Source organism: Bradyrhizobium sp. USDA 4452, assembly GCF_054063575.1.
The window spans coordinates 8,198,704-8,220,652 of sequence record NZ_JBSSGK010000001.1; the positions used below are offsets into that span (position 1 = coordinate 8,198,704).

The following is a 21,949-nucleotide window of genomic DNA, read 5'->3' on the forward strand; positions in this document are numbered from 1 at the left end:
ACTGCCGGTGCAGCCCTCTCCCAGAAGGGGAGAGGGCGCATCAATGCGCAGAGCGAGAAACGAGTTCGGGGAGAAAACAACAATGCCAATCGTGTACGAACAGCTGATGGCCCTGAAGAACCTCGGCCAGAAATACAGCTACAGCGATCGCGACGTGATGCTCTATGCCTACGGCATCGGCCTCGGCGCCGATCCAATGGACGAGAAGGAGCTTGCCTTCGTCAATGAGGGCGTGCTGACGCCGCGCCCGCTCAAGGTGGTGCCGACATTCGCGTCGGTCGCGGCCTGGGGCGCCGGTCCCGGTGAGATGAATCTCAACCGCGTCATGGTAGTCGACGGCGAGCGCGACATCACCTTCCACAAGCCGTTCGCGACCGCAGCCCACATCACGGCCGACTCGACCGTGCTCGACGTGTTCGACAAGGGCAAGGACAAGGGCGCGGTGATCCGCCACCAGACCGTGCTGAAGGATGAAAAGGGCGAGAAGCTGGCCACGCTGGTGGCTTCGCGCTTCGCCCGCGGCGATGGCGGCTTCGGCGGCCCGTCAGACGGCCAGCCCGAGCCGCACAAGGTGCCGGAGCGTGCGCCGGACAAGGTGGTCGATATCACGACGCGGCCCGACCAGGCGCTGATCTACCGGCTCTGCGGCGACCGCAACCCGCTGCACTCCGATCCGGAGTTTGCGAAGAAGGCCGGCTTCCCGCGGCCGATCCTGCACGGCATGTGCACCTACGGCATCACCTGCCGCGGCGTGTTGCAGACTTATGCCGATTACGATCCGTCCGCCTTCAAGCAGCACGCGGCGCGGTTCTCCTCGCCGGTGTTCCCTGGCGAGACCGTGACCATGGAGCTGTGGAAGGACGGCAACGTGGTGTCGTTCGAAGCCAAGGTGAAGTCGCGCGGCATCACCGTGATCAAGAGCGGCAAGACGGTGCTGGCGTAAGCGGTGAGGGCGGGTGCGCTCCCTGGCCCCGCGTTTGCGGGGAGAGTTGAAGAAGAAACAACAACGGAGAGACGACCATGGGATTACTCGACGGCAAGGTGGCGCTGATCACGGGCGCCGGCGGCGGACTTGGTGAGGCCTACGCGAAGCTGTTTGCGCGCGAGGGCGCGGCCGTGGTGGTCAACGACCTCGGCGGTCCGCGCGACGGTTCGGGCTCCGACAAGTCGATGGCCGACAAGGTGGTCGACGCGATCAAGGCCGAGGGCGGCCGTGCGGTCGCCAACGGCGCCGACATCTCGACCCTGGCCGGCGGCCAGTCGGTGTTCGACGATGCCATCAAGCATTTCGGCCGCGCCGACATCCTGGTCAACAACGCCGGCATCCTGCTCGACGAGACCTTCCACAAGGCCAAGGAAGCCAACTGGGACAAGGTGATGAAGGTGCATCTCAAAGGCACCTTTTGCTGCACCCAGCCGGTGTTCAAATGGATGCGCGACAATGGCGGCGGCGTCATCGTCAACACCTCCTCGACCTCGGGCCTGATCGGCAATTTCGGCCAGAGCAATTACGGCGCAGCCAAGGGCGGCATCTGGGGCCTCTCCAACGTGCTGGCGATCGAGGGCCGCAAGTACAACATCCGGGTCTGGACGTTGGCGCCGGGCGCGCTGACCCGCATGACCGCGGACCTGCCGCGCTACAAGGAGAACCCGGGTGCGGCGCTCGGTCCGGACGGCATCGCGCCGGCGGTGCTCTACATGGTCAGCGACCTGTCGGGCGACCAGACCGGCAAGGTGCTCGGCGTCTCGGGCCCGCGCGGCGTCCGCGAGATGCGGATGATGGAAATGGAGGGCTGGAAGCCGCCCTTTACCGGCTGGAAGGCCGAGGACATCGTCGCCCACGCCAAGGACATCTTCTTCTCCGAGGAGCAGATCAAGATGGGTGCGCGGCGGTTCTGACCTGACGGCATTCCGGGTCTGCGCCAAGTGGCGCGGCCCGGAATGACACTGTATAGAGGCGGAAACAGACGAGGCACCCATGACCAAACTCACCGCCCAGGCCGCCGGAACTTTTGCGATTGCGCCGACCCCGTTCCATGACGACGGCCGTATCGACGAGGCATCGATCGACCGGCTGACCGATTTCTACACCGAGGTCGGCTGCGACGGCGTCACTGTGCTGGGCATTTTGGGCGAGGCGCCGAAGCTCGATGCGGCCGAGGCGGAGCAGGTCGCGCTGCGCTTCGTCAAGCGCGCCAGGAAGCTGCAGGTGATCGTCGGCGTCTCGGCACCGGGCTTCGCCACGATGCGCTCGCTGGCGAAGAAGTCGATGGATGCCGGCGCCGCCGGCGTCATGATCGCGCCGCCGCCGCATCTGCGCACCGACGACCAGATCATCGGGTATTTCAAGCAGGCGCAGGAAGCGATCGGCGACGATATTCCGTGGGTGCTGCAGGACTATCCGCTGACGCTGACCGTCCAATTCACGCCCGCGGTGATCCGTAAGATCGTGATGGATTCGCCGTCCTGCGTGATGCTCAAGCACGAGGACTGGCCGGGCCTCGAGAAGATCTCGGCACTGCGCAACTTCCAGAAGGACGGCTCGCTGCGGCCGCTGTCGATCCTGGTCGGCAATGGCGGCCTGTTCCTCGATTTCGAGATGGAGCGCGGTGCCGACGGTGCGATGACGGGCTATGCTTTCCCCGAACTCCTGATCGACGTCGTCAATCTGTCGAAAGCGGGCAAGCGCGATGCCGCGCACGATCTGTTCGACGCCCATCTGCCGCTGATCCGCTACGAGCAGCAGCCCGGCGTCGGCCTCACCGTGCGCAAATACGTGCTGCAGAAGCGCGGCATCATCTCCTCCAGCGCCCAGCGTAAGCCCGGTGCCGTCATCACGCCGCAGGCGAGGGCGGAGGTCGATTATCTGCTTTCGCGCGTGGCGCGCGTCGATCGTCGCGCCAATCTGCAACCGCAATCCAGTGCAGCAGGATAATCATGACCGAGATCGTTGCCCCGCGCCTTGCGTCGACCGTGCTGCTGCTGCGTGACGGAACATCGTCCGATGTCGACGGCAAGAGCCGCGACGAAATCGAAGTCTTCATGATGGTTCGCCATCACCAGATCGAGTTCAACTCGGGTGCGCTGGTGTTTCCGGGCGGCAGCGTCGACAAGAACGACAAGGAGATCGCCGCCGATCCCGCACTCTATTCGGGCGGGGAAGGCCTCGATACGGATGCGCTCGGCTTCCGCATCGCGGCGATCCGCGAGACCTTCGAGGAGAGCGGCATCCTGCTGGCGCGGCCGCTTGGATCGAAGGATCTGGTCGACGCCGGGCGTGCGAACGACATCGCGACCGCGCATCGTGCGGCGTTGAACGAAGGCAAGATCAGCTTCCTCAAGGTGCTCACGGACAACGGCATGGTGCTCGCGCTCGACGAGCTCGTGCCGTATGCGCACTGGATCACGCCGGAAGGCATGCCGAAGCGTTTCGACACCTGGTTCTTCCTGGCCGCAGCGCCGCCCGAACAGCTCGGCGCCCATGACGGCAAGGAATCGACCGATTCGATCTGGGTGTCGACACGGGAGGCGCTGGAGGGCGGCGAGACCGGCCGCTTCAAGCTGCCGTTCCCGACCACGCGCAATCTGATCAGGCTCGGCAAGCAGCCGAACGTCGGCGCCGCGCTCGCCGACAGCAAGGGCAAGCCGATCGTCACGGTGATGCCCGTGATGACCAAGACCGCCGGCGGCCGCCAACTCCGCATCCCCAAGGAAGCGGGTTACGACGGCGAGGTGTTCGACGTCGGCGCGCTGGGGTAGTTCCCGTCATCTCCCGCGGTGGCGTGTTCACGACTCGCAGGCGGCGCAACAGGCTCGATGTCGTCCTGGCGAAAGCCAAGTCTACGATGGCTGGAGCATCGCTTCTCTCCACACTTCGGTCTATAGCGAACTATCATCGCCTCCCGCCGATGTAGCTTCCGTCCGATCCTCGAGACGGAATCCCACCCATGACCACCACCAAGCCCCGCCAGCCCAGCATGGCCTTCGAGCTGGCGTTGCTGCTCGCGCTTGCCACCCTATGGGGCGGCTCCTACACCTTCATCAAGCTCGGCGTTGCGACCATCCCGCCGATCACGTTGATCGCAGCGCGCACCGCAATCGGAGGGCTCCTGCTGCTCGTCATCATGCGGATGCGCGGCGTATCGATGCCGACGGACGGCGCGACCTGGCGCCGCTTCATCTTCCAGGCCTGCCTCAACAGCGTGATCCCGTGGACGCTGATCGCCTGGGGCGAGCGCTTCGTCGATGCCGGCCTTGCCACCATCCTCAATTCAGCCTCGCCGATCTTCACCTTCCTGTTCACGGCCGCGATCACCCGCCACGAGGCCGCGAGCCCGCGAAAACTGTTCGGGGTGATCGCCGGCATGGCCGGCATCTGCCTGATCGTCGGCGTCGATGCGTTCCGCGATCTCGGGGAGGGCATCGTGGCCGAGGTCGCGATCGTCGCCGCCACGATCTGCTACGCCTGCGCCGCGATCTTCAGCCGCGGCTTCAAGGGGCTCGATCCGATGGCGCCGGCCGCGGGCTCGCTAATGGCGGGCGCCGCGATCCTGATTCCACTCAGCCTCGTCGTCGAGCGGCCCTGGACGCTGACGCCGTCGACCAGCTCGCTTGCCGCATTGCTGGCGCTCGCGGTGTTCTCGACCGCGATCGCCTTCGTGATCTACTTTCGCCTGATCCAGACCCTCGGCTCGGTTGGCACCACCGCGCAGGCCTATCTGCGGGTGCCGATCGGCGTTGCGCTCAGCGTCGTTTTTCTGGGCGAGCGGCTGAGCCCGACGGCGTGGCTCGGGCTTGCCTGCGTCGTGATCGGTGTCGCCGCGATGACAATTCCTGAGCGTAGGATCGCTGCGGCCTAAGGTCATTGCCGCCATGACGTCCCGGCGCGGACGACCGCGGGCGCCTGACGTTCTGCCTTCCGGCCGGGTGTCCCCGGATGCGTCAAGGAAGCCGGCATCCCCGCTGGAGCAGCCCGAACGCTGCCCTGTGCCGGAATCGGCCACCAGCGGCCCCGGGTGACAGAGGTCACACCCATCGGCCCGGCCTTTCAGCATGTTTCCCCAAAGCCCGTAATTTCCCGTATATTGGGGCGCATTGGACCCCGGCCTTGATGACATGACCGCTGAATTGCCGCCGAATTCGCAAGCGCCGCGTGCGTTCTCCCTCTCGATTGGCCAGCTCACGTTCGGCAGCTTCCTGCTGGTGCTGGCTGTGATCATCATCACGTCCACGGCCAGCGTGATCGCGATCCGGCACATCGACACGACCTTCGCCGAGCTGCAGCGGCTGCAAAGCGTCGGCGACATCGCCGAGGATATCGACCGGCGCACCAACGAGCTGCGGCTGGCGGCGCGGGACTTCGTCACCGAGCCCGGCAATCAGTCGGCCCAGGTCGCAGAGGCGGCCCAGTCGCTGAGCGAGATCCTGAAGAAGACCCGGATCGAGCTGGCGCCCGAGCAGCAGGACATGATCGACGGCGTCACCCAGCGGCTGGCGACTTATCGCAGCGGGATCGAACGCATCTCGGCGTTGCTCAGCCGCCGCGCCGAGATCGTCGCCGGGCTGCCGCCGCTGCGCGACGCGTTCGACAAAGCGGTCGCCGCGAGCAATGATGCGGCGCTGGCCAACACGCTGTCGCAGGCCCAGAGCCGTATCGCCACCGCGCTCCTGGCGCACAACACGTCGGCCGCCGAGCAGGCTGCGCAGAGCATGCGGGCGATGACCATCGCCGATCCCACACTACGCGGCGCGGTCGACAACTATGCCGAAGCGATCAGCGCGATTTCAGTGCGCGAGGGCCAGATCGCCGACATCGACCGCGAGGTGCTCGGCGCCGAAGGCCGCCTGATCCAAAAGGTCACCGAGCTGTTGCGCGAGCTCAGCTCCCGTCGCGGCCATGTGCTGTCGCGCGATTTTGCGCGCACGCTGGCGGAGGCAAAATGGCAGAGCATCGTGCTCGGCACCGCGGGGGTGCTGATCGGCCTGTTCGCTTCGGTGCTGGTGGTTCGCCGCACCGTTCGCCCGCTCGCCAGGATCGCCGGATCGATCCGCAAGGTCGCGGGCGGCGAGAAGAGCGCGTTCATTCCGGGTGCCGACCTCGACAACGAGATCGGCGACATCGCGCGCGCCGCCGAAGTGTTCCGTCAGACCCTGGTCGACGCCGACAGCGCGCGCGAGGCCGCGCTGCGCGCGCTTGCCGAGCAGCGGCTCGCCGAGGAGAGCTACCACAAGCTGTTCGAGGCGTCGGTCGACGGCATCTACGTCACGACGCCGGGCGGCGCGCTGCTCAACGCCAATCCGGCGCTGGCGCGGATGATGGGCTATGCCACGCCGCAGGACCTGATCAATGGGATCGGCGACATCGCCTCCACCGTCTACGTCGATCCGGCGGCGCGCCAGCAGTACCAGCAGCTGATGCTGCGCGACGGCACGGTGCGCGACTACGAATATCAGGTGCGCTCGCGCGACGGCACCGTGCTGTGGCTGTCCGATTCCGCGACCGTTGTGCGCAACGACGAGGGCGAAGTGATCCGCTACGAGGGCACGGTGCGCGACATCACCGACCAGAAGCGCGCCGAGGATGCCATCGCCGAAGGCCGCCGGCTGTTGCAGATGGTGATCGACACGGTGCCCGCAGTCATCAATGTCAAGGATCGCGACCTGCGCTACGTGCTGATGAACCGCTACATGGCGGGCATCTTCGGCATCGAGCCGCAGGACGCGATCGGCCAGACCACCGCCGAGCTGATGGCGCGCTATGGCGCAGCCAAGACCGACGAGAACGACAAGCGTGTGCTGTCGGTGCGCCGCGAGCTCGGGTTCTACGAGGAAGAGTACAAGGACGCAGCCGGCAACATGCGGCAATGGCTCGTCAACAAGCTGCCGATCGTCGATGCGCAGGGCGACATCGAGAACATCGTCACGGTCGCGCTCGACATCGGCGAGCGCAAGCGGTCCGAACAGGAGATGCGCAAGGCGAGGGATTCCGCGGAGGCGGCGCTGCGCAATTTGCGGGAAACCCAGAATTCGCTGATCGAGGCCGAGAAGCTCGCCGCGCTCGGCCGCCTGGTGGCCGGCGTCGCTCATGAGGTCAACAATCCCGTCGGCATCAGCCTCACGGTGGCCTCCGCGCTGGAGCGCAAGACCGCGAACTTCGCGACCCAGGTCGAGCGCGGCGACCTGCGCCGCTCGAGCCTCAACGATTTCCTGAACACGGCGCGGGACGCCTCCTCGCAGCTCGTCGCCAATCTGAACCGTGCCGCGGAGCTGATCCAGTCGTTCAAGCAGGTCGCCGCCGACCGTAACTATTCGGACCAACGCAGCTTCGATCTCGGCGACCTCACCGAGCAGGTGGTGATGAGTCTGCGGCCCGGCCTGCGCAAGCACAATCTGACGCTCAACGTCGATTGCGAGCCGAACCTGATCATGAATTCCTATCCCGGACCGTATGGCCAGGTGCTGACTAATCTGTTCCTCAACGCGGTCGCGCATGCGTTCCCGGACGGCAAGGCCGGCGAAGTCGAGATCCAGGTGCACGCCTCCGGCAACGACTATGTCGAGGTGATTTTCGCCGACAATGGCTGCGGCATGAGCCTCGACGTGCGCCGCCGCGCCTTCGATCCGTTCTTCACGACGCGGCGCGACCAGGGCGGCACCGGCCTCGGGCTGCACATCGTCTACAGCATCGTCACCAACCGCCTCGGCGGCCGCCTCTCGCTGGATTCCGCGCCGGGCAACGGCACCCGCATCCAGATGATCCTGCCGCGCGTCGCGCCGCTGGAGCAGGCCGCGGAGTAGGGCGCTTTCGGCCGACGTTTGCCGGCTGGCCCGCTGCGCGCTTGTCAGGGTGACGGTCGGAGTATCCATATTCGATCAGTATCAACCGATGCCTGAACGGCATTGGACCACCTGCGACAAGACCCCTACGGCTCGCTCAGCGGATCCGGGAATCGACGGACGGCAGCGGCAGGGAGGACGATATGATCTCACGGCGCAATCTGGTGGCCGGCATCGGCGTGGGCTTAGCGAGCGCGGCGACGGGCCGGGCCATGGCGCAGTCGTTCCCGTTCAGGCCCAGTCAGCGCTATCCGGATCCGGCTGTCGAAATCCTCGATCCGGCGTTCGCCAAGTACCGGCTCTACAGCTCTACGCTGGAGCAGGTCGCGACCGGCCTGCGCTGGGCGGAGGGGCCTGTGTACTTCCCCGAAGGCGGTTATCTGCTGTTCAGCGACATCCCCAACAACCGCATCATGAAGTATCGCGAGAAGGACGGCAGCCTCAGCGTCTTTCGCAGCCCCGCCAACTTCGCCAACGGCAACACCCGCGATCGGCAGGGGCGGCTCGTCACCTGCGAGCATTCGGTGACGCGGCGGATTACGCGCACCGAGAAGAGCGGCAAGATCACCGTGCTGGCCGACAGCTTCGAGGGCAAGCGCCTCAACGCGCCGAACGACATCGTGGTGAAGTCGGACGACACCATCTGGTTCACCGATCCTGTGTTCGGCATCGCCGGCGAGTGGGAAGGCTTCAAGGCCAAGCGCGAGCAGGACAACACCAACGTGTTCAGGATCGGCTCCGACGGAAAGCTGACGGCGGTGATCACCGATCTGGTCAATCCCAACGGGCTCGCGTTCTCGCCGGATGAGACGAAGCTCTACGTCGTCGAGTGGAAGGGCACGCCGAATCGCAGCATCTGGAGCTACGACGTCAATGCCGACGGCACCGTCTCCAACAAGACCAAGCTGATCGACGCCGTCGATCAGGGATCGCTCGACGGCTTCCGCGTCGATCGCGACGGCAACCTGTGGTGCGGCTGGGGCAGCAACGGCGCGCTGCAGTCGGAGCCTGTCGAGGCCGGCGGCCGCAAGGTCTATCAGCTCAAGGGCAGACCTGAGGATCTCGACGGCGTGATGGTGTTCGACCCGCAGGGCAAGCCGCTCGGCTTCATCCGCCTGCCGGAGCGCTGCGAGAACCTGACCTTCGGCGGACCCAAGAACAACCGCCTGTACATGGCGTCGTGCCATTCGATCTACGCGCTCCATGTCGAAGCACACGGCGCGACGTGAGAGATATCGTGAATAGGGAAAGCAGCTGCAAGCTCAGCCCGTTCCCGTCACCCTGAGACGCGGCGAAGCCGCGTCTCGAGGATGCTCGGGCCCCGCTAGTGGCCGTCGACCCGGGGTTACGGATCTAGCAGCGAGCCTCGAAAAGCTAATTGATATCCGCGAGCTTGTGCAGCGTGGCGCCGAAGATCAGGCTTGCCTTGCCGACCAGCGCGGTTCCGCTCATGGTGCCGCGGGTATCGGTGAAGGTGCCGGAGAGGCCGATGCCGACCGGCGCGGGCCCGCCGAACAGCGGGTTGTCGGTCTCGCGTGGCGTGGTGTGGCGCTGCACAAGGATCTCGCCCTTGAACGCATTACCCTTCACCGTGTAGCTGCCCGTGTAATAGAGATAGGCATCGCCGCCGAGAATTTGCCCGTCGCGGAAGAGAATCACTCCGCTGCCCTTGCCGACGCGTCCGTCCAGCAGGGTGACGTGGATTGAGTACAGCCCGTTCTTCATAACGTCCCATTTACCGGCTGCCGCGCCCGCAGCAATCCGGATTGGTTTTTTATGCCAAAGCGAGCAACCTCGTGCAATGAGGCAGGTTGATTCCGGGGCCCGGAGCGGACGTGAACCCTCGGTTCCTGCCAGGCGGTGTGACGGCGCGATGACAGCGGACCGTGCGCGCGAATCGAACTGGCCCGCGAAATGCATAGCTCTGGTTGCACTGGCCGGTGAGTGCTGGAGCGAACACATGTCAGACTGGATTGAATCGGGCCGTCGTTTGGCGCGCCCTCGCAATGCCAATGGAACTTGGCCTCGTCGTGGGGGCCGCGTGATGGTGTCTCTCGGGCTGATGATGCTGGTGCTGGCCGCGGCCGTGCAAATCGCGCGGGCGCGCGATCCCGATGGCCGCTACGCCAATTCGCCACTCAAGGAATGGTTCGACGGTTTGCGCAGCGGCAAGGGGCCATGCTGCTCGGATGCCGACGGCAGCGCGGTTAGCGACGTCGATTGGGAATCGAAGGACGGACACTACCGCGTGCGTCTCGACGGAGTCTGGGTCGACGTCCCCGACGAGGCCGTAGTCACCGAGCCCAACCGGGTCGGCCGCGCCATGGTCTGGCCGATCAAGAGCTACATGGGCGTAACGATCCGCTGCTTCATGCCCGGCAGCATGACGTAGCGGACCGGGATCGCTCACGCGTATTTCCTGTCGCGCTCGAGCAGCTCGATCGAGATGCCCTGCGGCCCGCGGATGAAGCAGATCCGCACACCGGGGCGGATCGTGGTCGGTTCCTTGGTGAACTCGACACCCTTGGCCTTGATCTCGGCAGCGACCGCGTCGATGTCCTTCACGGTCAGCCCGAAATGATCGAGCCCCTGATACGGCGTCACCGGCGGGGCGTTGACGCCGTCGCCTTGCGACACCTCGGCGATGAACACCTTGGCGCCGCCGAGCTGGACGTCGATGCGGCCGGGGCCGCGGATGATCTCGCCGCCGAGAATGTCGCGCAGCCAGGTCGCGGTGGCCTCCGGATCGGGGCTGCGCAGATGGACGTGGTCCCAGGTGACGACGGGCATTGCGGTCTCCTTGTTATTCTCGCGCCACTTGGGTGCGCGGCACTCGCTCTTGGGCGGCGCGAATGTAGCGAGCGGCCGACCGTGATGCCATCCCGTCCAGCCTGTTGCAAGATTGTCGTCCCGGAATGAAACCATTCCGGCCGCCGGTGATTGTTCTCGCGTGGCCGCTCGACCTGCGGCCGTCCCGGGATGCCGCATGAAGCGATGCTCGCGGTGACCGCAGCGGGGTGGCGGCTTGATCGGGCGAGGGTGAGGGCACGACGATGCGGATCGGCCTGGCGTCGTTTCGAAGGTTTGCCGCCGGACGTCTTGGTGAGGGCGGCTTCTACGCGAGCCTGCTGCTGTCGGTAATCGCGGTCGCTGGGATTGCGGCCTGGTTCATGCTCCCGGAGCCGAGTGATGCCGGAGACCAGGATGTCTGGCCGGTGTCTTCCACCGTGGTTCGCAGCGCGCAGGATGCATCGACCCGGGCGCCACAGGCCGCAAAGGATATCGCGGGAGATGAGCCGGCCACGGTCGGGGCGGCGATCACTCCGTCGACCGCAGAGGAGGCGAGGCGGCCCGAGCCCGGCGAAAGATCGCCGCTGGATCGGCTGCGGATCGCCTCGCAGTCCTGGCAGCGCGGCGGGCTGGGTTCCAAGGTGCTCGTTACCCTGACACTGCGCAATGCCAACGATTTCGCGGTGAAGGATATCGAGATCGCCTGCGCCTTCATCCGTAGCGACGGCAGCCCCGTGACCGAACGCAAGCGGTTGATCCCGGACACCATCGCCATGAAGAGCCGCAAGACCTACCCGCGGATGTTGATCGGGTTCGTCAACGTTAACGCAAACAAGGCGAAATGCTCGGTCGTGACCGCCAGCCGGGTCTAAACCACGTATCCCGAAAAAGTGACCGGGAATTGAATTGCCGGGTGAACCGTAACGGCCGGGCAGGAACTAACTAATAGGCCGACCGTTAGAGAACGATCCGGAAGCGCTGGATGGCGACCGTCCGGGTGATCATGCGCAGACGATGAGTTCGTTGCGCGATGACCGACGTCATCGCGTCGAGTTGAGCCGCGCCGTGGCGCGGGGGGAGCACCCAAAATGCCTGTGGCGCGTTATTTCCTGTTCGTTGGTGGCGTGCTGCTTGCGCTGCTCTTCGTCGTCAATGCCATCGTGCCGCAGGAGGCCGTGGTCGCCGGCCAGAACCAGGGCCTGTCGTCGCCCGGCGTCGACAACAAGACCATGGTACGCATCAAGTCGAGCCAGAAACTGCCCGAGCGGGTGGTGTACGACACCAGCCTGCCGACCATCGTTCCTGCGCAGGTGAACGCAGTCGCCGCGGCGACCCCGCCGGCCGCCGGCGATGCCTCGGCGCAGGCCCGCGTTCGCAACACGTTCGCCCAGTTCATTCCGCCGGAGAAGGCTGACGCGCAGAAGGGCGCGGTCGTGGCCGAGGCGAAGCTGGCCGAGCAGCCGGCTCAAGCTCAGGCACCGAAGAAGCGCAAGGTCGCGCGCTACCACGCCCATCCCCAGCAGCCGATGCGGCTGGCCCAGCCCGGCATGTACCAGCCTTACCGCGTCGCGCAGCAGCAGCCGCGGATGGGCTTCTTTGGCGGGTTCGGAACCTGGTAAGCAAGGACACGCCGCAACCGGCAATGAATACGCCGCCGCAAACACTTGCGGCGGCGTTTTCATGTCCGCCACACCAAGCGGCCACCAATTGCGGACTGGCGCTTGGGTGGCCTGAAGTGGCTAGCGCGGCAGGCGCGGAATCTTGTCGGCGAAGCCATTGTAGCAGGTCAGCCGCTCGTCCTCTTCCTTGACGAACCGGCATTCGGCGACGCCCTTGGCAGGGGCGGCCTTCGGCTTGGGCTGCGGCTTGAAGATCTCGTCGTAGCACATCAGCCGCTCCTTGGTGGCGTCGTCGATGTCCTGGCAGGCCTGGAGCTTCTGCGCGACCGATTGCGGCTTGCCGGGTGCAGCCTTCTCGCCCTTCTTGACCGCCGATTTCTTGCCGACCTGGACCAGCGGCTTGTCGCCCACCATCGGCTGCGGGGTCGCCGCAGGCCCGTCGGCGGCTGGGGGTGGCGTGGTGACCGGAGTGGTGCCTTGGGCAAGCGCGGCAGCCGGGCAGAAGAGCGCCAGCGCGAGGATGATATATCTCATGGTGAAAATATCCGAAGTGGCGTGATGACCGGAAGGATGGCGCCGGGGATCGGAAAAGCCCGGCAAGCGCCGACACTTATCGCAAGTTTTGTCCGAATCCTACCCCCGGTAGAGGCCCGCCCGGCACCGATCCACCGGCAAAAAAAGGGGCAATTCGTCGCCGGTTGGGCCGCAAGCGAGCGTCATTTGCGTTTGCCGGGCCGGGCGGCTATGACGCCGCCATCTGCGCGACTGGCGCTTGGATGGACCACCATCGGGGAGCGCAGAGACTGAACGCCGCGCGCCTGGGCACCGCTTCGAAACGGAGGTGCCATGACGGCGAACATTCTTGACGGGCATGCACATGCCCAAATTGTCATCGACAAGGTTGCGAGCGAACTGGACCGGCTGCCCCGCGCGCCCGGGCTCGCCGTCGTGCTGGTTGGCTGTGACCCGGCGAGCCAGATCTACGTGCAAAGCAAGGTCAGGATGGCCGAGCGGCTTGGCCTGCGCGGCGAGGTCGAACGCCTGCCGGATGAAGCCAGCGAGGCCGATCTGCTGGCCAGGATCGACGCGCTCAACGCACGCGACGATGTCGACGGCATCCTGATCCAGCTGCCGCTGCCGGCGCATATCGACGCCTTGCGCGTGATGGCGGCGGTCGATCCCGCGAAGGATGTCGATGGCCTGCACGCGCTGAACGCGGGCCGGCTGTTTCACGGCAACGATGCGCTGGTGCCGTGCACGCCGCTCGGCTGTCTCCGCCTGATCAAATCGATCCGGCCCGATCTCGCCGGCGCTCATGCCGTGGTGATCGGCAGCTCCAACATCGTCAGCAAGCCAATGGCCGCGCTGCTGCTGCAGGAGCGGGCGACCGTGACGCAGACCCACATCCACACCCGCGGCATCAGCAAGATTTGCCGTCAGGCCGATATCCTGGTCAGCGCGGTGGGGAAGGCGGGTCTCGTGCGTGGTGACTGGATCAAGCCGCAATCCATCGTCATCGACGTCGGCACTACGCGCGTTGCGAAGCCGGACGGCGGCTACGCGGTGTGCGGCGACGTCTCCTTCGACGAGGCGGTGCAGGTCGCCGGAGCGATCACGCCGGTGCCGCGCGGCGTCGGCCCGATGACCATCGCCTGCCTGATGGAGAACACGGTGAAGGCCGCCAAGGCGAGGGCGGCGCGGCTGCAGTAGCGCTGCTTGCTCAGGCGAGGCGCGCGCAGCTGGTGCCGCTCGCGTCCGCTGCGCGTGAAGTTACGACTTCAGAGGTCGTGGAAAGCCCGCAGCGTTGGTCTATCGTCGTGCAACAGACGGAGGCGCGCGATGGAAAATCTCACCGAAGGCCAGACATTCCAGCTCGGCAGCTATACGATCGGCGAGGCTGAGATCCTGGAGTTCGCCGCTCGACGCTCTGATCCACATGCGACCGGCGGAACAGGGGCGCACCTAGCTTCGCCTGGAATGATCTGGCCGCCCAGCAATGCTGCGGCTACTGTGGCAAGCCAGCGGCCGAACTGCAGCGCATCTTTGATGCGGCCGGGCGGGCCTGGTTGACCGGGCATTTGGTTCGACGTGCGATGCGGTGTGCGGACGTGAAAGGCAACAGGCAGAAGCGTGGGGAGATCGATGCGAAGCGGCGCAATGCCGACGAATGGCTCCGCCTGCAGGCGCAAAAAGCCGCTGAACACCGTCGCCTGCGCGACTACGGGATTGCGCTGGCGCGCGCTGAGGTTGCCGTCGTGACGAGCGCGCTTGCGCCCTCGAACAGCTATTCGATCCCCGATTTCGTCGAACGCGGCACTTATCGACCCGAGCCCTTTGTTTGCAAGGACTGCGGTGTGGCCGAGGTCTGGACGCCGTTGCAGCAGAAGTGGTGGTACGAGACTGCCAAGGGCGACGTGTTCACCAAGGCCGTGCGCTGCCGGGCCTGCCGCACCAGGGAGCGCACACGCAAGTCCGCCGCGCGCCGCGTGCATCTGGAAGGGCTCGCGAGGAAGAAGCCTTCCGCCACATGAGTGGCGGTCGGCGTGACGCGGCGCCATGCCTCATGCATCGATCGATCGGGAACCCCGTGCACACCGCGGTCAATGCGTTGCGGGTGCGGAACGTTTGATGGCCTGATCGGTTCGAGACTTCGAAGCCCCGGTGAAGGGTGCGGGCGGGGGAGGAACCAGCCAAGGATACCAGGCGGCCGGAACCAACAAGAAGGAGCAGCGGATGAAGCTTAATGCTACGCAAGTCAAACAGACCATGACGCAGCTGAACGCGCAGGTGCTTCCGGATGATCATCCGGCGGTGGCGCAACTGAACAGCGTGTTCGGCGAGCACACATTCTTCGTCGACACCAGTGGCCTCAAGGTGCTCGAACCCGCCCAGAGTTCCGACATGCCTGGGCAGACCGGCGAGGTGGTGAGCCTTGCCGAGTGGAGCGATCCGGAGCTGACGTCGCTGCGGCCGCACGAACCCGAGCCGACCGGCGTGCTCATCACGCTTGAACCCAGCAGGCACTGAGTGCGGCATCGTGCTTCTTGATGGTGACAGTCTCCAACGTCACATCAAGAGGGTGCCGAAAGTCACATGGCAAATCAGCACCGTCTGCGTATGCATCGGTTCGAGATGGGTACCCAGGCGGTGAGGGGCAGATGGGGATCGTGCGACGCTGGAGCTCTGACGAGGACGAGAAGCTCAGAGACCTCGCCAGGGCCGGCAAGAACGCGCTCGAGATCAGCAACGAACTGACCCGCAGCGCGTCGGCGGTGCGCCGGCGCGCCGAAGTGCTGTCGATCCTCATCATGGCCAAGGCGTTTCGCGCGCGCCCCTCGCATGTCGCCACCCATCTCGAAAGGGTCGCGATCGACGCGATCCGAACGCGCCGTTCGTTTCCCGCAGGCGTCGGTCCGAGCACCATTGCCGGAATGATCGAGAAGGGCTGGATCGTCCCGGAGATGGGGCGCAGATATCGCGTCACCGAGGCGGGCGTCGAGGCGGTGCGGCGGAAGATACCGAGCGGCTGAAGGCGCTGGGTGGCAACTCGCCGGCGCGATTCGCATTGGTGCCAGGCGCGTTTCCCGGAGGCGAGGCGGAATATCTGGGGCGGATGCCAGATTCTGCGCCCGAGACGGACGTGCGCCGCGTTCAACCATCAGGACAAAAAACGTCTGCGCGTGCCCTCCCGTCCGATCCGATGGTGCCAATGCTCAACATATTCGCGATCTCAAGCCGACCGATACCAGCGTTTCGCCGCCCTTTCGGATACCGTGAGTGAGGCCGTCGTCGCGATCGCCGGACTGAGTGCAGCTCAGCGCGCCGACGTGGATTTCCTCGAGCGGGAGTTCATCCCAGCGCTCGGTCTCAACGACGAGTCGCTTCGCGAGCAGCCGTCGGAACTGTCGGCGAGCTTCGGCAAGGGTCTGCACCTCTGGCAGTATCCGAGCCAGCTTGCGCCGTACCTGGCCTGGCTCTCGCGCAACGCGTCCGGCATTTCGTCCTTCATGGAAATCGGCTGCCGCTGGGGCGGCATGTTCATCCTGGTTTCGGAGTGGCTGAGGAACAGCGGCGCGGAGCTCAGGACCATCGTCGCGCTCGATCCGATCGATCCGACGCCATTCATCACGACCTACTTCGATCTCTTGCGCGCGCGGGCGGAGATCGAACCGGTCTATCTTCAGGCCTACTCCAATGCGCCTGATGTCAGCGCCTATGTCGATTGCGTGAAGCCCGACTTCGTCTATATCGACGGGGATCACAGCCTGCGCGGTGCAATGCTCGACCATCTCATGGTGCGCTCACATGCCAGGATCATCGTGCATCACGATATCCACTCGCAGGCCTGTCCGGACACGACGCTGCTCTGGACGGCGCTGAAGCAGTTCGAAGCGCCGAGCTTCGATACGTTCGAATTCACCAGCCAATATCCGTCGGTCAACGGCTCGTTCCTCGGCATCGGCGCCATGAAGCGGCGCTCAATGCAGACGTAGGACCATCAACAGCCGACCAACGCGAGTGGATCACGAACTCGCCGGTCGTTCGCCCAGATTGAGCTTGCCCTTGTCGCCACCGGCCCAGGCCAGCGTCTTCGGGTCCATCACGCGGAACCAGAGCGGTGGGATCGCAGCCAGGCCGAACATGCCGGTGTAGCCGTTCGGCAGTCGCGGGATATCGTCGAAATCGCGCAGCGACTGGTAGGGGCGCATCGGGTTGGCGTGGTGGTCGGAATGACGTTGCAAATGGAACGTCATCAGGTTCGAGACGATGTGGTTGGTGTTCCAGGAGTGGCGCGGCTCGACCGCCTGGTAGCGGCCGTTCGGCAGCTTCTCGCGCAGCAGCCCGTAGTGCTCGACATAATTAGCCTGGGTCAGCGCGTACCAGCCGAGGAAATGGTGCGCGACGATGAACGGCGCGACCTTCCAGCCGAACAGCGCAATCAGGATGGCCGCGACGACGAGCGTCAGCGCAAAGCCTTGCAGGATCTCGTTATTGACCGACCAGACCGGCTCGCCGCGCCGGGTCAGCCGTTCGGCCTCGTTGCGCCAACCGCGCTTGAAGGCGCCCGGCAGCTCGCGGGTAGCGAATGCATAGATCGATTCACCGAACCGCGCGCTGGCGGGATCTTCCGGCGTCGCGACCCAGGTGTGATGGCCGCGATTGTGCTCGACACGGAAATGGGCGTAACCGACCGCGCAGTTGGCGAGCATGCCGAACAAGATGTTGAGCCGGTCAGCCTTGTGGCCGAGCTCGTGCCCGATCAGCAGCGCGCCGCCATTGATGGTGCCGACGCCGAGCAATAAGGCGACATAGGACCACCACGGCAGCTCCTGCGTGCCGAAGAAGGCGATCAGGGCGACGTAGTTGATCCAAGGAAATACCACGGTGATGCGCGCCAGCCGCAGATAGTAAGGATCGGCCTCCATCGCGGCGACCACTTCCGCCGGCGGATTGTGCGTGTCCTCGCCGATCAAGACATCGAGCAACGGGATCAGGATGAAGATGAAGACGAATGGAATCAGCGTCACCAGCGGATTGTGTGTCCGCAGGAAGAGCCAGTAGGACAACAGCGGGATCAGCGGCGGGATGAATGAGAGCATCCACAGATAGCGCTTGCCGTCCCGGTAGGTGATGGTTTCGCCAGCGGCATTGGTGCCCGTAAAGATCATCGCATTCCCTCCAGCTCTCTTGTCGACGCGGCATTCGCCGTTGTTTCCGCTGAGGATGCAGCGAGGCGGGCCTGCGCCGCCAGTTCCCAACAGGCCAATTTTGTGGCATTTTGCGCCAGGCCTGTTCGGCTGGACGTTCGTGAGGGAGGCCGCCAAGGCAATGCAGGGAACGGAGGCTGATGCCCTTCGCACGCCGGTGTCCGTGGCCTATGCGCGGGCGCTGGCGCGTGCGTTCGGCAAGACGCGCGGCGAGCGCGACGAACTGCTGAAGGGTACCGCAATCGAGCAGGATGTGCTCGAGCAGCCCGGCGCGCATATGCCGGTGTCGTCGCTGGTGATCCTGGCCGCCAACATCACCCGCCGGCATGGCGAGTTGTGGCCGCTGTCGGCCGCGGCGGTCTGGTCGACATCACTGCAGGGGGCGCTCGACGTCGCGACCAGGACGGCGCCGACCATCGCGGATGCGCTCAGCACCGGCGCGCGCTTCGGGTCGACCCGCGCGCCCTTCATCCGCAACCAGCTGCGCACGACGCCGCGCTCCATCCAGATTGAAATCTCTCCTGCGGTCGCCATGGACGGCGCGTTGTGGCGCGCCGTGGCGCTGGCGGTCAGCCTCAACGTGCACGCGGTCTACGCGCAGCTGCTCGAGGATGCGATCGACCAGGCGACCTTGCAGTTTCCCTGGCCGCCGCCCGCGGGCGCGGAGCGGCTGATGCAGCATTATTCCTGCGCCGTGAAGTTCAACGCGCCCGCCTTCATCTTCGACGTGCCGAAGAAGCTATGCGCACGGCCTTCGCCGTTCGCCGATCCTGAACTGCACGCCAAGGCGATCGAAGCGCTCGAGGAGATCGAGAAGCCGCGCTCGGACACCGCGGCGCTGGCGCGGACGGTCGAGAGCCTGATTGCGGCGCGGCTGCCGCAGCGGCTCGGCGAGGAGGAGGCCGCGCGCCTCGTCGGCACCTCGCGGCGGACGCTGGTGCGGCGGCTGGCGGAGGCCGGCTGCGCCTTCCGACCGTTGCTCGACGGCGTGCTGCGCGAGCGCGCCCGGACAATGCTCGCGGCCGATACTCAGTCGCGCGACGAGATGGCGGCCGCGCTCGGCTATACCGACGCGACGAGCTTCAGCCGCGCGTGCCGGCGCTGGTTCGGCGAGAAGAGTTTGCGCGGTTAGCTCAGCGGCGCGCTCTGGCGCGGATGTGCAGGCTCTCCACCCTTCGACATCGGTTGTACCTCTGACGGATCGTCGCGCTTGCGCTTCGCGGTCCACGCGACAAACGGGTAGGCCAGCAGCGCCAGATAGCCGGAGGGCATTGGATGATCGACGCCGAATGCCTTCGGATCCTGCCCCTTCGGAAGGTAGGCGCTCCCGAACAGCACATCGTAGAACGAGAACATCCCGGCGAAGTTCTTGTCTCTGGCTGCGGTCTCGCTGCTGTGGTGCCAGTGATGAAATTCCGGCGACACCAGGACGTGGCGCAGAGGTCCATAGTTCAGGCGGACATTGGCGTGAACCAGCCAGGCTTGCCAGTAGTAGACGAGCAGGTAAGTCCCGATCGCTTCCGTGGAGAAGCCGAGCGCATAAAGCGGAAACAACGCGCCGGCCTTCATGAACATCACGTCGAGCGGGTGCTGGTGTATAGCGGCGAGCCAATCCAGTTCCTCGACCGCGTGATGAACGGAATGGATCTGCCACATGGCGGGCACGACGTGCAGGATGCGGTGTGTCCAGTAGACGCCGAGGTCGGCGATCAGGATCACGACGGGCACTTGCACCAGATACGGAAGATCGCCGATCGTCTGCGTCACTGCCGCAGGCAGGACCGATTGGTTGACCAGAATGGCTGCCGTCATGATCGCGATCACGCCGGCCAGCACCAGCCCGGCGTTGATGAACAGGAAGGCCATGTCGGTCAGCAGGCCACGCCTGAAAATCTTCTGGGGCCTCGCAGCGAACAGTCGCTCGAGAGGCACGAAGATCAAAACCGCCAGCAAAAACTGAGTCAGTCCAAATAAATCGCGCATTCAAAATAGCCGCCTGAAATGGCGGTAGCCTATCATCTCGGCTCCCAACAGCGTCAATAGGAAGGAAAGCCCAAGCCCAGGAAGCGTTAAGCGGCCGATTCCAGTTTGCCGGTGGCGGCAGGAAACCAGCCAGGTCCAACATCGCGGATCTGCGCGGCCGGGGAGATGGCCTGCGCGCTAGACCATGGCGGTGTCGACGAGCCACGCCTCGGCGTCAATCTTGCGCTCAAACAACCTGGTGCGGCGCTTGCAGCCCGCGTGGATGTCGGACGGAAGAGACCTGCCAGCGGATCAGGCCGTATGGACGTTTGCGCTTACGAATGGCGGCAACAGCGCCACCCTTGGCTGGCCCTTGGCGCTAGGCCAGATCTCGATCGGCAGGTGCCCCAGTTTGGGGACGTGCAAGGGGTCTCGGCTCTTTTGTGTGGCTCGCCCCAGACTCCGCCAGATGCTTGCGGCGGATCAGAAGTCCCATGCAGCCGACGACCACTAACAGTGCTCCGGCGATCATGAGCCAATGCGGCAATTGCAATGACAGCAAAACGTCCATTGTTATGGTTACTCCAGGACATCGTACTCAAATGCAACGCCCTCAGGGTCGTTTTCCTCTAGCCATTCTTCAGCGACCTCGATTGTTGCGAAGACCTTGATGTGGTTCTCGTCGCCGACCTTTTTCGCTGCGTCCATGTAGATCCAGACAGTTTTCATCGCATCAACTCAAGAAAGTCTGACCGAGCTCAACCGCAACTCGGTGCCGGCAGTGGGCTGCGGCAGCGCATGTCGGCTGCCAACTGTGATCCGGTTTCGTTGGATGTCGTCCTGCGCGAAGTGGTAGGCCTGCATGTCGGCCGCGAACTGGCGGGCGACCTCCGGCGGAACTTCGATCGGCTTTCGGGGAGTGAACATGCCAGAGAGTAGGGATCCTGGCTCTCGTCGATAGTCGCGCGTGAGGGTGAAAGTTGTTGTGGCTCGCCGCAGACCAATCGCGCCAGCCCTATCTGCCGGTCAGTGCATGAAAGCCGCCATCAGCGCAATCGTGACCAAGACGTATGTGCTGGTAACGGTGATGCCCAGGTATAAGCGCTCCATAACGGCCTCGCTGCCTTTCAAGGTGAGGTGCCGCCCCCTCGTTGTTCATCGTAGCGCTTGCGGCGCGCCGCGAAGTTGGAATTTCGACTTACGGCGGCTGTACGGGAGGCACCATCGGGATTAGTCCTTGTGGGCCACCCCGGTTCGCGCCGATCCCTCCTGTCGCGCACGCGCGCGATGGGCTAATTCAGCGACGGTGCATCCAGGGCACCACGACTTGGAAACCGTTGCTTGCTTGCATCAAGGATCAGGGCGTTCGGAATGGTCATTGGCTGGCTAGCGCTGGCCTCTATTGCGTTTGCCACGCTGTCTCCGATCCGGGACCGGCCCTCGTTTGTTGCTGATCCGCACGTCGAGCATTTCGCCGCGTTCGCGGTGATGGCATTGGCCTTTATGGTAGGCTATCCCCGGCGCGCCACGCTGGTCGTGCTCTTGGTCGTTTTCAGTGCGTTCACGCTAGAAGCAATGCAATTGCTGACTCCTGACCGGCACGGCCACCTGGCCGACGCAATCTTCAAGGTCGCGGGAGGCCTCGCCGGAATCGGAGCGGGCCAGCTACTAATGCTGCTCGTTCTGCGCAACCAGTCCGGCCGGTGACTTCAACCGTTGAATTTCGCGAACGGGCAAGCAGCTTCTCGAGAGGGCGAGAAAGGTCGCCATGCTGAAGCGAGCACGACAGTCGGACGCTGACGGTCTCCGTGCGGCGTTGTCATAGTGCTAGCTTCGCTGCAGGCGAGCGATCCTTTTGTAGTCGATCCACAGCTCGACGAATTCGTGCTCGTCCAAAAAACCCTCAGCTCGGCGCTTTGCCTCTTCGTCGTCACTGCAACGAAGTTCATACGTTGCGCGGGCGACGCCGGCAGGATCTACGCCAAATGCCACGTAAGGTTTGCGTTCTTCAATCATTTTGTCCCCACGACTTAA

General features: G+C 64.8%; 26 protein-coding genes and 1 riboswitch. Of the genes, 18 read left to right on the top strand and 8 right to left on the bottom strand.

Going from position 1 to position 21,949, the window contains the following annotated elements; all coding sequences use genetic code 11:
* Positions 1–82: 82 nt before the first annotated feature.
* From ACVISU_RS38690 to ACVISU_RS38720, 7 genes are all read left to right on the top strand, one after another.
* Entirely contained in the window at positions 83–943 is an 861-nt protein-coding gene (locus ACVISU_RS38690; protein ID WP_456710440.1) for a MaoC/PaaZ C-terminal domain-containing protein, read from the top strand.
* Between the two features lie 77 nt (positions 944–1,020).
* Positions 1,021–1,899, top strand: coding sequence for an SDR family oxidoreductase (locus tag ACVISU_RS38695; RefSeq protein ID WP_050405613.1), 879 nt, complete (start codon positions 1,021–1,023; stop codon positions 1,897–1,899).
* 79 nt (positions 1,900–1,978) lie between these two features.
* Positions 1,979–2,935 carry a dihydrodipicolinate synthase family protein gene (locus ACVISU_RS38700; RefSeq protein WP_456710441.1) on the top strand — a complete coding sequence of 319 codons (957 nt, stop codon included), beginning with the start codon at positions 1,979–1,981 and terminating at the stop codon, positions 2,933–2,935.
* A gap of 2 nt (positions 2,936–2,937) precedes the next feature.
* A complete protein-coding gene (locus tag ACVISU_RS38705; protein WP_456710442.1) occupies positions 2,938–3,759 on the top strand; it encodes an NUDIX hydrolase in 822 nt (273 codons plus the stop codon).
* 188 nt (positions 3,760–3,947) lie between these two features.
* Positions 3,948–4,859 carry a DMT family transporter gene (locus ACVISU_RS38710; protein WP_456710443.1) on the top strand — a complete coding sequence of 304 codons (912 nt, stop codon included), beginning with the start codon at positions 3,948–3,950 and terminating at the stop codon, positions 4,857–4,859.
* Positions 4,860–5,115: 256 nt separating this feature from the next.
* Positions 5,116–7,797 carry a PAS domain S-box protein gene (locus tag ACVISU_RS38715; protein ID WP_050405609.1) on the top strand — a complete coding sequence of 894 codons (2,682 nt, stop codon included), beginning with the start codon at positions 5,116–5,118 and terminating at the stop codon, positions 7,795–7,797.
* Positions 7,798–7,979: 182 nt separating this feature from the next.
* Positions 7,980–9,065, top strand: coding sequence for an SMP-30/gluconolactonase/LRE family protein (locus tag ACVISU_RS38720; protein WP_050405608.1), 1,086 nt, complete (start codon positions 7,980–7,982; stop codon positions 9,063–9,065).
* Positions 9,066–9,210: 145 nt separating this feature from the next.
* Here ACVISU_RS38720 and ACVISU_RS38725 read toward each other — a convergent pair whose 3' ends face one another.
* On the bottom strand, positions 9,211–9,561 hold the full coding sequence (locus tag ACVISU_RS38725) for a GrlR family regulatory protein (protein ID WP_456710444.1): 351 nt from the start codon (positions 9,559–9,561) through the stop codon (positions 9,211–9,213).
* Positions 9,562–9,796: 235 nt separating this feature from the next.
* Between ACVISU_RS38725 and ACVISU_RS38730 the strand changes: the two genes are divergently transcribed.
* Entirely contained in the window at positions 9,797–10,228 is a 432-nt protein-coding gene (locus ACVISU_RS38730; RefSeq protein WP_456710445.1) for a hypothetical protein, read from the top strand.
* A gap of 14 nt (positions 10,229–10,242) precedes the next feature.
* Here the strand turns inward: ACVISU_RS38730 and ACVISU_RS38735 are convergent, their stop codons facing one another.
* Complete coding sequence (locus ACVISU_RS38735; protein WP_050405620.1) at positions 10,243–10,626, bottom strand: VOC family protein; 384 nt, start codon at positions 10,624–10,626, stop codon at positions 10,243–10,245.
* A gap of 263 nt (positions 10,627–10,889) precedes the next feature.
* Between ACVISU_RS38735 and ACVISU_RS38740 the strand changes: the two genes are divergently transcribed.
* Both ACVISU_RS38740 and ACVISU_RS38745 read left to right on the top strand, forming a co-directional pair.
* Positions 10,890–11,498, top strand: a complete 609-nt coding sequence (locus tag ACVISU_RS38740) for a hypothetical protein (protein WP_050405606.1) — start codon at positions 10,890–10,892, stop codon at positions 11,496–11,498.
* A gap of 216 nt (positions 11,499–11,714) precedes the next feature.
* Positions 11,715–12,245: a hypothetical protein gene (locus tag ACVISU_RS38745; RefSeq protein WP_456710446.1), complete on the top strand. Its 531-nt coding sequence runs from the start codon at positions 11,715–11,717 to the stop codon at positions 12,243–12,245.
* Between the two features lie 120 nt (positions 12,246–12,365).
* On the opposite strand, the gene ACVISU_RS38750 is transcribed toward ACVISU_RS38745, so the two are convergent.
* On the bottom strand, positions 12,366–12,779 hold the full coding sequence (locus tag ACVISU_RS38750) for a hypothetical protein (protein WP_456710447.1): 414 nt from the start codon (positions 12,777–12,779) through the stop codon (positions 12,366–12,368).
* A gap of 217 nt (positions 12,780–12,996) precedes the next feature.
* Positions 12,997–13,076, top strand: a riboswitch (ZMP/ZTP riboswitch).
* A 15-nt stretch (positions 13,077–13,091) separates the two neighbouring features.
* On the opposite strand from ACVISU_RS38750, the gene ACVISU_RS38755 reads away from it, so the two are divergent.
* The 6 genes from ACVISU_RS38755 (at position 13,092) to ACVISU_RS38780 (ending at position 16,738) form a co-directional block, all read left to right on the top strand.
* Positions 13,092–13,955 (top strand): bifunctional 5,10-methylenetetrahydrofolate dehydrogenase/5,10-methenyltetrahydrofolate cyclohydrolase, encoded by an 864-nt coding sequence (locus ACVISU_RS38755; RefSeq protein ID WP_456710448.1) that lies wholly within the window; start codon positions 13,092–13,094, stop codon positions 13,953–13,955.
* A gap of 129 nt (positions 13,956–14,084) precedes the next feature.
* Positions 14,085–14,315 carry a hypothetical protein gene (locus ACVISU_RS38760; protein WP_456710449.1) on the top strand — a complete coding sequence of 77 codons (231 nt, stop codon included), beginning with the start codon at positions 14,085–14,087 and terminating at the stop codon, positions 14,313–14,315.
* Complete coding sequence (locus tag ACVISU_RS38765; RefSeq protein ID WP_456710450.1) at positions 14,312–14,776, top strand: zinc-ribbon domain containing protein; 465 nt, start codon at positions 14,312–14,314, stop codon at positions 14,774–14,776. The genes ACVISU_RS38760 and ACVISU_RS38765 overlap by 4 nt, the downstream gene beginning before the upstream one ends.
* 202 nt (positions 14,777–14,978) lie before the next feature.
* Positions 14,979–15,272, top strand: coding sequence for a hypothetical protein (locus tag ACVISU_RS38770; protein WP_050405601.1), 294 nt, complete (start codon positions 14,979–14,981; stop codon positions 15,270–15,272).
* 131 nt (positions 15,273–15,403) lie between these two features.
* Positions 15,404–15,775: a hypothetical protein gene (locus ACVISU_RS38775; RefSeq protein WP_456710451.1), complete on the top strand. Its 372-nt coding sequence runs from the start codon at positions 15,404–15,406 to the stop codon at positions 15,773–15,775.
* A gap of 243 nt (positions 15,776–16,018) precedes the next feature.
* The gene (locus tag ACVISU_RS38780) at positions 16,019–16,738 is read left to right on the top strand and encodes a hypothetical protein (protein ID WP_456710452.1); all 720 of its coding nucleotides are present in this window, start codon (positions 16,019–16,021) and stop codon (positions 16,736–16,738) included.
* Between the two features lie 30 nt (positions 16,739–16,768).
* Here ACVISU_RS38780 and ACVISU_RS38785 read toward each other — a convergent pair whose 3' ends face one another.
* Complete coding sequence (locus ACVISU_RS38785) at positions 16,769–17,914, bottom strand: alkane 1-monooxygenase (RefSeq protein WP_050405597.1); 1,146 nt, start codon at positions 17,912–17,914, stop codon at positions 16,769–16,771.
* A gap of 160 nt (positions 17,915–18,074) precedes the next feature.
* Between ACVISU_RS38785 and ACVISU_RS38790 the strand changes: the two genes are divergently transcribed.
* Positions 18,075–19,085 (top strand): helix-turn-helix domain-containing protein, encoded by a 1,011-nt coding sequence (locus ACVISU_RS38790; protein WP_456710453.1) that lies wholly within the window; start codon positions 18,075–18,077, stop codon positions 19,083–19,085.
* Here ACVISU_RS38790 and ACVISU_RS38795 read toward each other — a convergent pair.
* From ACVISU_RS38795 to ACVISU_RS38805, 3 genes are all read right to left on the bottom strand, one after another.
* On the bottom strand, positions 19,082–19,936 hold the full coding sequence (locus tag ACVISU_RS38795; RefSeq protein ID WP_456710454.1) for a sterol desaturase family protein: 855 nt from the start codon (positions 19,934–19,936) through the stop codon (positions 19,082–19,084). The genes ACVISU_RS38790 and ACVISU_RS38795 overlap by 4 nt on opposite strands.
* Before the next feature lie 558 nt (positions 19,937–20,494).
* Positions 20,495–20,644, bottom strand: a complete 150-nt coding sequence (locus tag ACVISU_RS38800; RefSeq protein WP_172803588.1) for a hypothetical protein — start codon at positions 20,642–20,644, stop codon at positions 20,495–20,497.
* A 9-nt stretch (positions 20,645–20,653) separates the two neighbouring features.
* On the bottom strand, positions 20,654–20,842 hold the full coding sequence (locus ACVISU_RS38805) for a hypothetical protein (RefSeq protein WP_050405593.1): 189 nt from the start codon (positions 20,840–20,842) through the stop codon (positions 20,654–20,656).
* Between the two features lie 444 nt (positions 20,843–21,286).
* Here ACVISU_RS38805 and ACVISU_RS38810 point away from each other — a divergent pair, with 444 nt between their 5' ends.
* Positions 21,287–21,622 (top strand): VanZ family protein, encoded by a 336-nt coding sequence (locus ACVISU_RS38810; protein WP_050405592.1) that lies wholly within the window; start codon positions 21,287–21,289, stop codon positions 21,620–21,622.
* A gap of 120 nt (positions 21,623–21,742) precedes the next feature.
* On the opposite strand, the gene ACVISU_RS38815 is transcribed toward ACVISU_RS38810, so the two are convergent.
* The gene (locus ACVISU_RS38815; protein WP_456710455.1) at positions 21,743–21,931 is read right to left on the bottom strand and encodes a hypothetical protein; all 189 of its coding nucleotides are present in this window, start codon (positions 21,929–21,931) and stop codon (positions 21,743–21,745) included.
* Positions 21,932–21,949: the final 18 nt, after the last annotated feature.